The organism is Caldalkalibacillus thermarum, from assembly GCF_014644735.1.
Taxonomy (GTDB): Bacteria; Bacillota; Bacilli; order Caldalkalibacillales; family Caldalkalibacillaceae; genus Caldalkalibacillus; species Caldalkalibacillus thermarum.
Genome location: NZ_BMKZ01000008.1, coordinates 23,432 through 36,936 on the forward strand (window position 1 = coordinate 23,432; position 13,505 = coordinate 36,936).

Consider the following 13,505-nt stretch of genomic DNA (forward strand, 5'->3'; position numbering starts at 1 on the left):
ATGTGGGCAGTGCTTGGCACATACCTCTTTTTCTGGGGAAAGGTTAAAAATTTAATAAGGAGCAGATAGGCGTGTTTAATGGGTGGACAAGCCGTGAAAAAATGCTGCTTTCGGTAACCATCATCCTGCTGCTGGCAGTGGCCAGCCTCTTGTTCAGCCGCTGGTGGGACCATCATGCACACGCACCCGCTGGCAGCTTAACGTTTCCAGCTGCTTTTGAGCAGTTTGAGCAGGAAAAGGTCCGGCTTCAAGGGGTTTCAATAACGACAGATGGCGGAACGGCTCCAGAGCAACAGGCAAAAGATAAAACGGTTGTGGTCGACATTAAAGGGGCGGTTCAAGTTCCCGGCGTGTATTCGTTAACAGACCAAGAGCGAGTTATCGATGCCATCCATGAAGCAGGCGGTCTGGCCGAAAACGCGTCTACGCTCCTTCTAAACCTGGCCCAGCCTTTATTTGATGGCATGGTGATTTACGTGCCCACAGAGGAAGAAGTGGAAAGGGAAGAACTCCCCCGCATATCACCTTCTGGAGCGGGCTTAGAGGGAAATGCTGCGGCTAAAATCAGCATTAACCGGGCGACAAAAGAAGAATTGCAACAACTGCCAGGCATTGGCCCGACACGTGCAGAAGCGATTATCCGCTACCGGGAAGAGAACGGTCCCTTTGGTTCTGTAGAAGAGATTATGAATGTGTCCGGGATCGGTCCAAAAATATTTGAGAATATTAAAGAGGAAATTGAACTTTAAGAAGGTGATGGACACTTGCGTAAATCATGGGATCATTACTTTATGGATATGGCCTACATGGCGGCCTCCCGGGCCACATGCCCCCGCCGGCATGTAGGCGCAATTCTTGTTAAGGATAAGAAGATTTTGGGCACAGCCTATAATGGTGCACCGGCCGGGGTGCCTGATTGTTATGAGGCAGGTTGTATGCTGGTGGAAACCTATGAGGAAGAGGACGGACAAATGGTTAGAAAGGAGCGGTGCATCCGCGCCATTCATGCCGAACAAAATTTGCTGCTGTTTACAGACAGGGAAGACCGGCAAGGGGCAACGGTATATGTGACAGACCAGCCATGCTGGACCTGCACCAATATGTTAGCCAACAGCGGCATTGCCGAGATTGTGTATCACCGGGCCTATGCCAAAGACCAGGACAAGGTGAGGGCGCTGTTGAAACAGAAGGGTATTGTGCTCCGCCACCTTTCAAATTATGTTCCGCCTGCCGGGTTAAAACGAGAGGTGGTCGAGTAAGCCCCTCTGCACAGCCTTTGAATTGTAACCACAAGAACCGGGATTGGGGCTGGCCAACACTCTTAAATGGAAAGTAAGTGAAAATATGTTGGAGTTGGCGACCTATTTCATCGTTTTGTTTACATTACAATTAATGATCATTCTCCAAGGGGGCTCTTCATGGTGGTTCAATCTGATCTGGGCCTCTTTTTTTGTCGCTTTATTCCTGGGGCGGGACAAGTTGTATTATCCGCCAGATCATCCCCATGCCAAGCTGCGCAGACAAAATATCCGCCTCTGGCTGGGCCTTTTTATTTTGCTTATTTTTTTCAACCTCTATTTTTCTATCTATGTGGCAACGCAGCACCAGTCAGCTATCACCTCATTCTTTACCGGGCAAGTGTTTAAAGGGGGGAGTGCATGGGAAGAAAAACGTTTGGCCCACATGGCACATATCAACCAAAGTTACGAACACGTGACGTTAAAAGGAACGATCCGTTCGGCTGTTGACATCGATGGTAACAGGGTCCGCTTTGACTTAAGGGTGGAGACGATCAATGGGGCTCCTTTAAGCCAAGCAGAGAAAGTTGCCGTTACCCATTTTGTGCGCACACTTAAGGAAAGGGAAAGATACATAGAGGTGCAGCGCGGAGATGAGTGGGAAGGAGTGGTAGATTTAACCCGGGCTCATCCAGCCAGAAATCCGGGGGCATTTGATTATCGACGTTATTTACAACAACGAGGGATCCATTATACGGCCCATGTCAGAGACTTAGGGAACATCCGCTCCAGGCCGGGGGTGGTGGATCAACTACTCAACAGGGCAGATCAATACCGGTTGAAATGGATTGGGCAAACGGAAGCGTTGTTTGGGGAACAGACAGCATCCATTGTGCAAGCGATGACAGTAGGTTACCGGGACGAATTGGACAGACAGGTGTTAGAGATGTATCAGCAACTGGGGATTGTCCACTTGCTGGCTATTTCAGGGCTGCACGTCGGAATCGTGCTTGGCTGTCTGTATCTTTTGCTTTCCCGGTTGCCGCTTACCCGGGAAACCATTTATCTCATCCTGTTTCTCGTGATTCCTGTTTACATCATGTTAAGCGGGTGGCAGGTGTCCGTTGTCCGGGCAGGCTTAATGGCGATGGCTGTTCTCATTTGTCTCTTTTTCCGGCTGCGGCACCATTCCCTGGTGGGGCTGTATGTGGTCTATATCCTGATCCTCATGGTCAATCCTTACTATTTATATCATGCAGGCTTTCAGCTCTCCTTTGCCACCACCTTTGCCCTCATCACTGTGGTGCCTAAGTTGTACCCGCTCTTGCCCGGCAAGAGTGAACGGTTTAAGCAGGCTGTGGCCGTGGCTGTGGTGGCCCAGGCGGTTTCGCTGCCTGTTGTGATGTATCATTTTTATTCTTTTTCCCCGTTGGCACTGCTTATAAATTTGATTCTGGTCCCCTTATATTCTGTGGTGTATATTCCCGGTGCATTTGGACTCACATTGGTCAGCTTCTTCAGCCTTGATCTTATCCGCTTGCCGGCCTGGGCCTATGAAGAGAGCCTCAATCTTTTGCACCGGGGATTGGAGTGGCTGTATCGTTTACCTTGGGCCACGGTCAATACGGGACAGCCAGGATGGTGGTGGCTTATACTTGCGGTTGTGTTACTCGTCATTTTGGGCCGGTGCGCCGAGTTGAGACAAAAGGGAGCGGTCGGGCTGGTTTTGGCTTGTTTTTCCTGTTTGCTTGTCCTCCAACCGCTGCTTCCCTATTTGGACAGGCAAGGGTATGTGATGGTCTTAGATGTAGGTCAGGGCGACGCGATTGTCATCGAGGCGCCTTATCGCCGCGAAGTTGTGTTGATTGACTTGGGAGGGCAGCTGGCTTTTTATCAAGAAGAATGGCAGCGGCCGTCCCGGACATTTGAAACAGGCCGCGATGTGATTTTACCCTATTTAAGGTACAGGGGAATTAACCAGGTGGATAAAGTTATCGTTTCGCACGGTCATTATGATCACTTTGGCGGCATTCAAGGCTTGTTGGGCCATATCTCCATTGGCATGGTGTTATATCCGCCTGTCATGCCTCAGAGTGATTTTGAACGCCTGTGGTTAACCCGAATCCAAGAAAAGGGTATTCCCCTTTACCATGTTAGCAAACAGGATCACTGGGGAAACAATGAAATTCAATTTCTCGTTTTACATCCCCCCTTGCCTCAAGGGGGACTTGTGAAACAGACGCCCAATCTCCATGACTATAATCTGGTGTTATGGAATAAGATTTATGATACCACTTTCATATGGACAGGAGATGTGGAAGAACCAGGTGAATACCAGATGTTAGATGCTTTTCCTTGGTTGCAAGCGGACGTCTTAAAGGTTGCTCATCACGGCAGCCATACGTCCACCTCGGAGCCCTGGCTGGCGCAGATAAAGCCCCAGGTTAGCGTTGTGTCGGTAGGCGGGAACAACCGCTATGGCCATCCTGATCGTGAAGTGATCCGGCGCCTTGCAGAGAGTGGAGCCCCACTGTTTCGGACTGATCATCACGGAGGAATTTTGATCGTCATCCGCCCTGGGCAGTACAGCGTGGTGCCAACTTTACAAGCAGATAGGGAACAGGTACAATAGGCGCATGGTAAATATTGATAAACCAAGGATGAAAAAACCCTGTTCCTCGCATTGGAACAGGGTCAAGGCAAATAGGGCAGGTCTTGCTGGCAAGCTGTCATTATGTAAGCTGGCTAATAATTTCAAACAGCACAAAGATGGCAAACACAGTCATGAAAAAGCCAAACGAAACAATAAAGCCGACACCGGAGTCAATCAGGTCGTTTCGCTGGTCATGGGGCTGTTCAAACTTGTTGCTGCGAACGGGTTGCTCTTGCTTTTGCTGATCATAATTTACACTCATCCACTTCAACCTCCTGTTTCTATTTTAGTATAAAAGAAATGCGTCCAAAAATCCATGCCTTTGAAAATTATTTTTGACGATCTTGCAACAAAAATGACGTTGTTTTCGTCTAACCCATAAGGGGAGAGGGGGAATAGTGAGTGCCAGACAGCGAACTGGTCAAACGGGCTCAGGAAGGCAATCAGGATGCACTGCTTCAATTGTTGCGCGAAATAGAATCCCCTTTATACCGCACTGCTTATTACATGCTGGGTCATGAACAGGATGCTCTGGATATGACCCAGGAAGCCCTGATCCGTATTTATCAAAATATTCATCAGTTTGACAAGAAAGCCCAGTTCAAGACCTGGGCCCAGCGGATTGTAACCAACTTGTGCATTGACCATTTCCGTCAGAAAAAAAACACTGTCTCCACTGACCAGCATGATCACTTGCTCCATCAGCGGCAATATGATCATGTGGAGCAAACCGTTGAACAATCCATTTTAAAGGATGAAATTCAGCAGGCGATAAGCCAGTTAAGCGAGCAGCAGCGGGCCGTGGTCGTTTTGCGCTATCTGCAAGACTTTTCCTACCAGGAAATCGCTGATGCTCTGGACTTGCCCCTCAACACTGTCAAGTCCCATCTGTTCCGGGTCAGAAAAGAGTTACAGCGTCTTCTCTTCCCCGAAGAAGAGGGGAGACTGAAAGGTGGTGTTAAATCGTGAGCTGTGAGGAAGTCCTCCACCTGATACAGCGCCTTTTGGATCATGATCTGACGGAGGACGAACATCGGCAGTTAGAACAACACCTGAGTCATTGTCCCAGTTGTGCCGCCACTTTTCAAAAGTATCAAGCGCTACACCAGCGATTGGAACAATTGCCTCAAGTGAATCCCCCCCTCTCTATTGTGGACCGGATAGATTTTGCCAAAGTGGACGAAAACAATGAAACAATAGGGAAGCAGAGCCATACGTCCACCTTTTTATCAAGCCGTAAAATCGTCTGGGCCATCGGCGGTGTGGCTGCCTTGATTTTAGCGTTAGCGGCTTTTTCCCTGCTGTTCGGCCAAGATCACGAGCAGGCTTTGGACGAAGGCAAACGAATTGATGGCCAAGATCAGCCGTACTATATATCTGCCAATCCAGTCAGCAGTGCCTGGATCATTGAAGAGATTGAATGGGTTTCTGACCATGAATTATACTATGTTCTGTACCATGAAGAGCGGGATGAGCGCCAATATTGGCTGTTCAATGCAGAGAAAAGGGAAGAAGTTCAGCTGGAAGGCCCCTATCCGGAATACCAGCCTGAAGGGTCTTAAGCAGCATGAACAATCGTTGATCACAGGGGTGCGAGGTTACCATGAATATCACGGAGGTCAACACACAAATTAAACAGGGCCATATTGCACCTGTCTATGTTCTGTACGGATCGCAGCGGTTTCTGATCGATGAGATCATTCGCAACTTAAGCGAGCATATTCTGGACGAGGCCAGTGTGGATTTCAATTATGAGACGTTCGACTTGGAAGAACATCCAATCCAGAGTGTACTTGAAGCGGCGGAAACACTGCCTTTCATGGGTGAAAAACGGTTGATCGTCGCCTACGGAGCCCATTTTTTAAGCGGGGCAAAAGAAAAATACAAGGTTGAACATGATTTAGAGGCCTTGATGCGCTATGTAAGCCATCCCGTTGATTATTCTGTATTGGTGCTTGTGGTGCCCCAGGAAAAGCTGGATGAGCGCAAAAAGGTAGTCAAACTGCTGAAGAAAGAGGGGGCTGTTGTGCAAGCCGGTTCCCTGCCACTGGATCAGCTTGTTCCCTGGCTGAAGCAACGTGCAGCCGATCTGGGGGTACAGATCACAGATGAAGCTTGTGCATTGTTACATCAATTTGCCGGGGATCACATGCAGATGCTGGCCAACGAAATGGCTAAAATGGCCAGTTATGTGGGCAAACAAGGCGTCATAACGGAGGAAACGGTTCATCAACTGATTGCCAAAACAGTGGAACAGGATGTGTTCAACCTGGTGGACCATGTGGTGCAACTTAGGGTCAGCCAGGCTTTTGCCACCCTGGAGGAGTTGCTCAGGCGAAATGAAGAACCCATTAAAATATTGTTTCTGTTGGCCCGGCAATTCCGCCTTATCTATCGCGCCAAAGATTTGGCTAAGCAAGGGTATTCTGAGCGCCAGATGAGCCAGATGATGGGTGTCCATCCCTATGTCTGCAAATTGGCGGTAAGGCAAGGACGGCGGTTTTCGCTGAAGCAGCTGGCTGAGGTCCTTGATCAATTGGCTGAGCTGGACTTTAAGCTGAAAACAGGCCAGCTGGACAAACGCTTGGCCCTTGAATTGTTTATTTTGCAGTTAACAAAAAAAGCAGTCTAAAGGTATAAAGGGCGGGGTAAACAGAACCCTGCCCTTATTGTTGCCGCTTAAGCTTGAGTACTTGGCTCCCCCTGCTCTGTATCTGAGAGATATAACAGGAGATTCCACCTGGCTGGTAGAAACCAATCTGGCAATAAAAAAGCTTATTGCTACACGGGCAGTGAGCAATAAGCTTGGTGGTTTCGTTGAGCTTAGGCGGACGCTTCCTTATTGAGGGCGTTAAATTTTTTCATTAAGCGGGACTTTTGGCGGGAAGCCGCGTTTTTATGGATAAGGCCTTTGGAAGCAGCTTTGTCTAGCTTCTTGGTTGCCAGAGCCAGCGCTTCTTTAGCCCCTTGAATATCATTTTGCTCAACAAGCTTTTCAAATTTTTTAATGGCTGTACGTAATGCTGATTTCATCGCGCGGTTGTGGGCGCGTCTTTTTTCGTTTTGTTTGGCACGTTTAATTGCCGATTTGATGTTAGCCACTTTCTTCACCTCCTTGACTGGCGGTTGAACCGTCCAAAATGAACATCAAAAATTATACATTGAAAATATACCAATTGCAACAGTTCAGCCTTAAATCTAAACAATGGTCTTATGGAATAATGTGCGCAGACCGGCGGCACACTAAGCAAAATAGTTGATACAGTAAGGATAACAGTGTGCTGTGAGGTGATCCCCCATGACTGATAACCAACAGAAACAACATCTGGATCTTTCTCCTTACCAGATTCGGACCGATTTAGCTGTTGAAGCGCACCAACTGGCTTTGGAAAAGCAAGCTCAAGCAGAAAGGGCGGAGAAGAAGGATGCCATTGACGGGGTTCGTATTGACGAATTTGAAGAAGATGACATTAAAGTGATTAAAGTCCATATTGATACACAAGAGGCAGCCGAGCGAGTGGGCAAGCAAAAAGGACGGTATTTAACCATTGAAGCCAAGCGCTTAAGGCAGAAGGACAGTGACTTTCAAGATAAAGTCACGACGCTCATGGCCAATCAGTTTTATCAGTTTCTGCACGAGATCGGTATTCCTTCTCATGCCAGTTGTCTGGTGGTTGGTTTGGGGAACTGGAACATTACGCCCGATGCCTTGGGACCCATTGTTGTGGAACATATGATTGTGACCCGTCACCTGTTTAAGCTGCAGCCAGACCAAGTGGAAGAAGGCTTCAGGCCGGTCAGTGCCCTCACTCCCGGTGTGATGGGATTGACCGGGATGGAAACGAGTGACATTATACGGGGAGTTGTCAATGAAACCAAACCAGACTTTGTGGTTGCCGTTGACGCCTTGGCGGCCCGTTCCATTGAGCGTTTAAACACCACCATTCAAATTAGTGACACCGGGATTCATCCCGGATCAGGTGTGGGGAACAAGCGTGTCGGTTTGAACCGGGAGACTTTAGGCATCCCGGTCATTGCTGTTGGCGTACCTACCGTAGTGGATGCCACCTCTATTGTCAGTGATGCCATTGATTTCCTGTTGGCCCATCTAGGCAAAGAAATGCGGGATCAGGAAGAAGGCACCAATGCCAGACGAGCTTTGGTTCCTGGCGGCATGAGCTTTGGTTTTCAAAAGCCGGAAGACTTCGATCCGAGCACCATTCCTGATGAAGAAGGCCGGCGGGCCCTGTTGGGGCTGGTGGGCACCTTGGAAGATCAAGAAAAGCGCCAGTTGATTTACGAGGTTTTAAAACCCCTTGGCCATCACCTGATTGTGACCCCTAAAGAGGTGGACGAGTTTATCGATGATATGGGCAATATGCTGGCCAATGCGATCAGTGCCGCCTTACATGAAAAGATTGATATGAGCAATGTTTCAGCTTATACCCATTAAACTTTTTCACGGGAGACAATCCCCTTTCATCATGTGGTTCTATTTCTTAGCTGGTGTTCATATGCTGGAGTAGACAAGCTAGCTGCTGGGGAACCGCAGATGAAAGGATGATGGACATGTCTCCCCGTTTTTTTAACAAGAGGCGTTCTTATCCCCGCAGGATTCGCCCATTCCGGGGCCAGCACTGGAACGCGTCATACATGGTCAGGCGTATGGCCCTGTATGTGATGATTGGTTTCTTTTCGTTGTTAACCTTAGCTTCTGTTTTTTCCTACGTTCAGGCTCAGTTTAACTTGACCTCAGAAACATTAAAAAAGTGGACAAACCATATGTCAGTTCATACGTTTATCGCTGCCCTTACAGTGGAAATTCCTCAATTGCAAACCTACAATAAATCAGCCCAAGTAGATTTGCCCAAGGTTTCAAATATTGTGGTGGAAATGGCCACCTCGTTAAACCCTGAAGATCCGCGCACTTTGATCCGGCGTGAAATCCCGGGCTTTGCCTTTTTTGACGGGGAATTGATTGTCGCCGGCCAAGGTGTGACCTATGCCGATATTTCCTATGAGTCATCTCCTCCTTTGGATGTGGTGCTGGCCGAACGGGAAGCAATCACCGCAGCATTGGAAGAAGAGGAACGGGATGAAGCACCGTCACAACAGCCTTCCTTAAGTACGGAAGGACGGAAAGTGGTGTTTATCTACCACACCCATAACCGGGAATCATGGATGCCCCATGTTCCTTCCGCTTCTACTCCGGATGAGGCTTTTCATCCTGAAATCAACATTACTAAAGTTGGATTGAGATTAGGGGAGGAGTTGGAAAGAAGGGGCATAGGTGTCCAGGTGGACACGACCGATATTGGCCAGTTGTTAAGTGAGGCAGGCTTGCCATATAACTACTCTTACGCCAAGTCCCGTCACATTGTAGAAACGGCCATACAGGAAAATGAAGATATTACCTTTATGTTTGACCTGCATCGTGATGCTGTGTCACGGGAGAGCACCACATTTGAAATGGATGGCAAAACCTATGCCCGGCCGTTCTTTGTCATAGGTAAGCGCAACCCGGATTATCAAAAGAATGTGAGATTTGCCGAAGAGTTAAACCACCTGTTAGAAGAACGTTATCCAGGGCTGTCCAGGGGCATTATGGCCCGAAATAGAGGCAATGCAGAGTATAATCAATCCATTTCTGAGCACAATGTATTAATAGAAATTGGTGGTGTGGAAAATACATTGGAAGAATCATACCGGACCGCTGAAATACTGGCTGAAGTGATTGCCGATCTTTATTGGGAGAAAGCAGGCGTTCCTGCTCAATAGTTTTAATTGGCAGTTTTACCTGACAGCGCCGGTGGTGAAAAGAGCATCGTTTATTTTGTTTGTTAACAAAGAATGGTACAAAATCGGAGTCCAGAAAGGATGGACAATGATGGCCCGGTTTATGGTGAAAGTGCTGCTTTTAATCTGCACGTTGCTGTTCGGGATCCTGTTGGGCATCCAGCAGGCAGAACACGGCATTTTGTCCATTTTGGGCACATCCTCACTAGAGGCTGCTTCCGGACCAGCAGCACAGCAGGCAGAAGAGGCGGAAGAGCAAACAACTGAAACGCCAGAGAATGGAGAAGATAAAGAGCCTGAAGTGTATATTAAGCGTATTGATGGTGAAGAGGTGGAAGTGGGCGTGGTTGGCGAACACTTCTCCATTCAGGATTTGGAAGAGAAGCAGGAGAAATGGGAAGCCCTGCACCATCATAACCGGTACAGCAAGCTGGGCACCGCCTTAGGTGATGCAGTGTACGGCCTGTCGCAGAAGGGGGCAGAGTGGTTTGCCCGGCAGCTGGCTAAAGTGTTTTAGAAAGGCACCTTCCAATACGGAGGTGCTTTTGTTTTGTATGCGTCCAGAAAGGGGCGGTATGTTAAAGTGTAAACTAATAAAATGTTGATTTTTGGATCCGTTTTTGTCTGTGCAACGGTCTTTTCGTCTTTCCTTCACCCGTTTTCTTTGCTCAGCTCATCTGCTATAATCAAATTTAGTGTACTTGCTGTCAACATTGGATTTCTTAAATCGGCAAATGTGTAGGAGTGAACGTTTGATGAACCACGAACAGCGCAAACAACGGCAGCAAAGAATTCGCAATTTCTCCATCATTGCTCATATCGACCACGGCAAATCTACACTGGCTGACCGCATATTGGAGAAAACGGGAGCGTTAACAGAACGAGAGCTTAAGGAGCAGTACCTGGACCAAATGGACTTGGAGCGCGAGAGGGGCATCACGATTAAGCTCAATGCGGTCCGCCTTAACTATACAGCCAAAAACGGTGAAGAATACATCTTTCATCTGATTGATACCCCGGGGCACGTGGACTTCACCTATGAAGTATCCCGCAGCCTTGCTGCTTGTGAAGGGGCGCTATTGGTCGTCGATGCGGCTCAGGGTATTGAGGCCCAAACCTTGGCCAATGTTTATCTGGCCTTGGATAATGATCTGGAGATTCTGCCAGTGATCAACAAAATTGATCTGCCCAGCGCTGAGCCGGAACGGGTCAAGCAGGAAATTGAAGAGGTTATTGGTTTGGATGCCAGTGAAGCTGTTCTGGCTTCCGCCAAGGAAGGCATCGGGATAGATGAGATCCTGGAACAAATTGTGGAGAAAGTGCCCCCGCCCTCTGGTGACCCTGAAGCACCGCTAAAAGCTCTTATTTTTGACTCATTATATGATCCTTACCGGGGGGTCATCACTTATATCCGGGTGGTAGACGGCGTGTTGCGCCCAGGTATGAAAGTAAAGATGATGGCGACGGGCAAAGTGTTTGAAGTGACCGAAGTGGGCACTTTTTGTCCCCACCCAACCCGGGTAGACGAATTAACGGTGGGCGACGTGGGCTTCATGGCTGCCTCGATTAAAAGTGTGGGCGACACGCGTGTGGGGGATACCATTACGGATGCTGACAACCCGGCCACGGAACCATTGCCCGGTTACCGCAAAGTGAATCCAATGGTCTTTTGCGGCATGTACCCGGTGGATTCCGCTGATTATAACGCTTTGCGTGATGCCTTGGAAAAATTGCAATTAAACGATGCCTCACTGCAGTGGGAACCAGAATCGTCTCAAGCACTGGGCTTCGGGTTCCGTTGCGGTTTTCTTGGATTGTTGCATATGGAAATTATTCAGGAGCGCATTGAACGAGAGTTTAAAATTCCCTTGATCACCACAGCGCCTAACGTCATTTACAAGGTCTACAAAACAAACGGGGAAGAAGTGCGGATTGACAACCCCAGTTTAATGCCTGAACGGCAAAAAATTGACCGCATTGAAGAGCCATACGTGAAAGCAACCATCATGGTGCCCAATGACTATGTGGGGGCTGTGATGGAGTTGTGCCAGAGAAAGCGCGGCATATTTAAGAATATGCAATATATGGATGAGAAGCGTGTCAACATCCAGTATGAAATGCCGCTGGCTGAAATTGTCTATGATTTCTTTGACCAATTGAAATCCAGCACCAAAGGGTATGCTTCCTTTGACTATGAATTGTGCGGCTATAAACCGTCTGATTTGGTGAAAATGGATATCCTGATTAACGGGGAGCGGGTGGATGCCTTATCCGTTATCGTGCACCGTGACCAGGCCTATTATCGGGGCAAGGCTCTGGCAGAGAAGCTGAAAGAGTTGATTCCCAGGCAAATGTTTGAGATCCCTATCCAGGCGGCGATCGGTCATAAAATCATTGCCCGTGAGACCATCCGTGCTCTGCGCAAAAACGTGTTGGCCAAATGTTACGGCGGTGACGTGACCCGCAAACGGAAGCTGTTAGAGAAACAAAAAGAAGGTAAAAAGCGGATGAAAGCCGTTGGCAATGTGGAAATCCCCCAGGAGGCCTTTATGGCTGTCTTGCAAATGGATCAAGGCAACGACAAGAAGTGAGGACCAAGATGCCACACGCTGTATATATCCACATTCCCTTTTGCCACCATATTTGTCCCTATTGTGATTTCAACAAATATGTCCTGGCTGGCCAGCCGGTGTGGGAGTATTTGGAGGCGCTCAAACAGGAAATGGCGGTTACTTTTGAGCGCTGGCCGGCCCGGGAGATCCGCACCATTTACGTGGGGGGAGGAACGCCAACGGCTTTAAATGCTGAACAGATGAACTTTTTCCTGGAGGCTGTGGCCCGGTATGTACAGCCGCAGGCCTCAAATGTTGAATTTACCGTGGAAGCCAATCCGGGCACTGTGGATGAGGAACTTTTACGAGTGATGAAAACAGGGGGCGTCAACCGCCTTTCCTTCGGGGTCCAAACCTTTGACGCCAAGCTGCTCAAAAAGCTGGGCCGGATTCATACCAGTGAAGATGTGCATCAGTCCCTTGTTTTGGCCAAACAGCTCGGGTTTAATAATTTGTCTGTCGATTTGATGTTCGGTCTTCCCGGTCAAAGTGTGAAGATGTTTATGGCGGACGTGGAGCAAGCATTGGCTCTCAATATTCCGCACATTTCCGCCTATAGCTTGAAAATTGAAGAAGGCACCCCTTTTTACCGTATGTATAAACACAACAAGCTCCACTTGCCGTCTGAGGACGAAGAGGCTGAAATGTATGAACTGCTCATCAAGCGCCTGACAGAAGCAGGTTACGTCCACTATGAAATCAGCAATTTTGCCTGGCACGGTTACGAAAGCCGTCACAACTTAACCTACTGGCGCAATGAAGAATATTATGGATTTGGTGCCGGAGCCCATGGGTACGTACAGGGAATCCGTCATGTGAACGCCGGCCCTGTTCGGCAATATATTGACATGGTCACCACCGAAACCTTGCCCCGGGTGGAAGTCCACCCTGTGACGAAGCAAGAAGCGATGGAAGAGATGATGATCATGGGCTTGCGCACCCGTGAAGGGGTGGCCAGGCAAACCTTTCTGGAGCGCTTCGGGATTAAGCTTGAGCAGCAGTTTGGAACCCAACTGAAAGAACTACAAGACAAAGGGCTCATCACCACCGATGGAGAACGATATTGGTTAACGGAAAAAGGCCTTTTTTTAGGCAATGAAGTGTTTGCCTCCTTTATATGAAAACGAGATGAACATCTCGTAAATAAGCACGAGATGAACATGTCATAAATAAGAGTAAGTGCATTGACATTTAGGCAGCTGTTTG

12 protein-coding genes and 1 pseudogene are annotated in these 13,505 nt (G+C 48.4%); 11 read left to right on the forward strand and 2 right to left on the reverse strand.

The annotated features are described in order from the left end of the window. Positions 1-71 precede the first annotated feature (71 nt). The 3 genes from IEW48_RS04610 (at position 72) to IEW48_RS04620 (ending at position 3,870) form a co-directional block, all read left to right on the forward strand. Entirely contained in the window at positions 72-749 is a 678-nt protein-coding gene (locus IEW48_RS04610) for a helix-hairpin-helix domain-containing protein (RefSeq protein ID WP_188622772.1), read from the forward strand. A 15-nt stretch (positions 750-764) separates the two neighbouring features. Next, positions 765-1,259: a deoxycytidylate deaminase gene (locus tag IEW48_RS04615; RefSeq protein WP_188622773.1), complete on the forward strand. Its 495-nt coding sequence runs from the start codon at positions 765-767 to the stop codon at positions 1,257-1,259. A gap of 88 nt (positions 1,260-1,347) precedes the next feature. Beyond that, on the forward strand, positions 1,348-3,870 hold the full coding sequence (locus IEW48_RS04620) for a DNA internalization-related competence protein ComEC/Rec2 (protein WP_188622774.1): 2,523 nt from the start codon (positions 1,348-1,350) through the stop codon (positions 3,868-3,870). Between the two features lie 100 nt (positions 3,871-3,970). On the opposite strand, the pseudogene IEW48_RS16980 reads toward IEW48_RS04620, so the two are convergent. Beyond that, a pseudogene (locus IEW48_RS16980) lies at positions 3,971-4,105 on the reverse strand (YqzM family protein); the annotation flags it as partial. Between the two features lie 188 nt (positions 4,106-4,293). Between IEW48_RS16980 and IEW48_RS04630 the strand changes: the two are divergent. Genes IEW48_RS04630 through holA form a run of 3 tightly spaced genes read left to right on the forward strand, consistent with a single transcriptional unit; the run spans position 4,294 to position 6,523 of the window. Then, positions 4,294-4,860: an RNA polymerase sigma factor gene (locus IEW48_RS04630; protein WP_188622776.1), complete on the forward strand. Its 567-nt coding sequence runs from the start codon at positions 4,294-4,296 to the stop codon at positions 4,858-4,860. Continuing rightward, entirely contained in the window at positions 4,857-5,453 is a 597-nt protein-coding gene (locus tag IEW48_RS04635; RefSeq protein WP_188622777.1) for an anti-sigma factor family protein, read from the forward strand. Before IEW48_RS04630 ends, IEW48_RS04635 begins: the two co-directional genes overlap by 4 nt. A 41-nt stretch (positions 5,454-5,494) precedes the next feature. Then, positions 5,495-6,523 (forward strand): DNA polymerase III subunit delta, encoded by a 1,029-nt coding sequence (gene holA, locus IEW48_RS04640; protein WP_188622778.1) that lies wholly within the window; start codon positions 5,495-5,497, stop codon positions 6,521-6,523. A gap of 191 nt (positions 6,524-6,714) precedes the next feature. Here the strand turns inward: holA and rpsT are convergent, their stop codons facing one another. Then, positions 6,715-6,993: a 30S ribosomal protein S20 gene (gene rpsT / locus IEW48_RS04645; RefSeq protein ID WP_007505527.1), complete on the reverse strand. Its 279-nt coding sequence runs from the start codon at positions 6,991-6,993 to the stop codon at positions 6,715-6,717. A gap of 196 nt (positions 6,994-7,189) precedes the next feature. Here rpsT and gpr point away from each other — a divergent pair, with 196 nt between their 5' ends. From gpr to hemW, 5 genes are all read left to right on the forward strand, one after another. After that, a complete protein-coding gene (gpr, locus tag IEW48_RS04650; RefSeq protein ID WP_188622779.1) occupies positions 7,190-8,344 on the forward strand; it encodes a GPR endopeptidase in 1,155 nt (384 codons plus the stop codon). 116 nt (positions 8,345-8,460) lie between these two features. Beyond that, positions 8,461-9,669, forward strand: a complete 1,209-nt coding sequence (locus tag IEW48_RS04655; RefSeq protein ID WP_188622780.1) for a stage II sporulation protein P — start codon at positions 8,461-8,463, stop codon at positions 9,667-9,669. A gap of 109 nt (positions 9,670-9,778) precedes the next feature. Continuing rightward, positions 9,779-10,204 carry a DUF3679 domain-containing protein gene (locus IEW48_RS04660; RefSeq protein WP_188622781.1) on the forward strand — a complete coding sequence of 142 codons (426 nt, stop codon included), beginning with the start codon at positions 9,779-9,781 and terminating at the stop codon, positions 10,202-10,204. A 238-nt stretch (positions 10,205-10,442) separates the two neighbouring features. Further along, positions 10,443-12,278, forward strand: coding sequence for a translation elongation factor 4 (gene lepA / locus IEW48_RS04665; protein WP_188622782.1), 1,836 nt, complete (start codon positions 10,443-10,445; stop codon positions 12,276-12,278). 8 nt (positions 12,279-12,286) lie between these two features. Further along, entirely contained in the window at positions 12,287-13,420 is a 1,134-nt protein-coding gene (hemW, locus tag IEW48_RS04670; protein WP_188622783.1) for a radical SAM family heme chaperone HemW, read from the forward strand. The last annotated feature ends 85 nt before the right edge of the window (positions 13,421-13,505 follow it).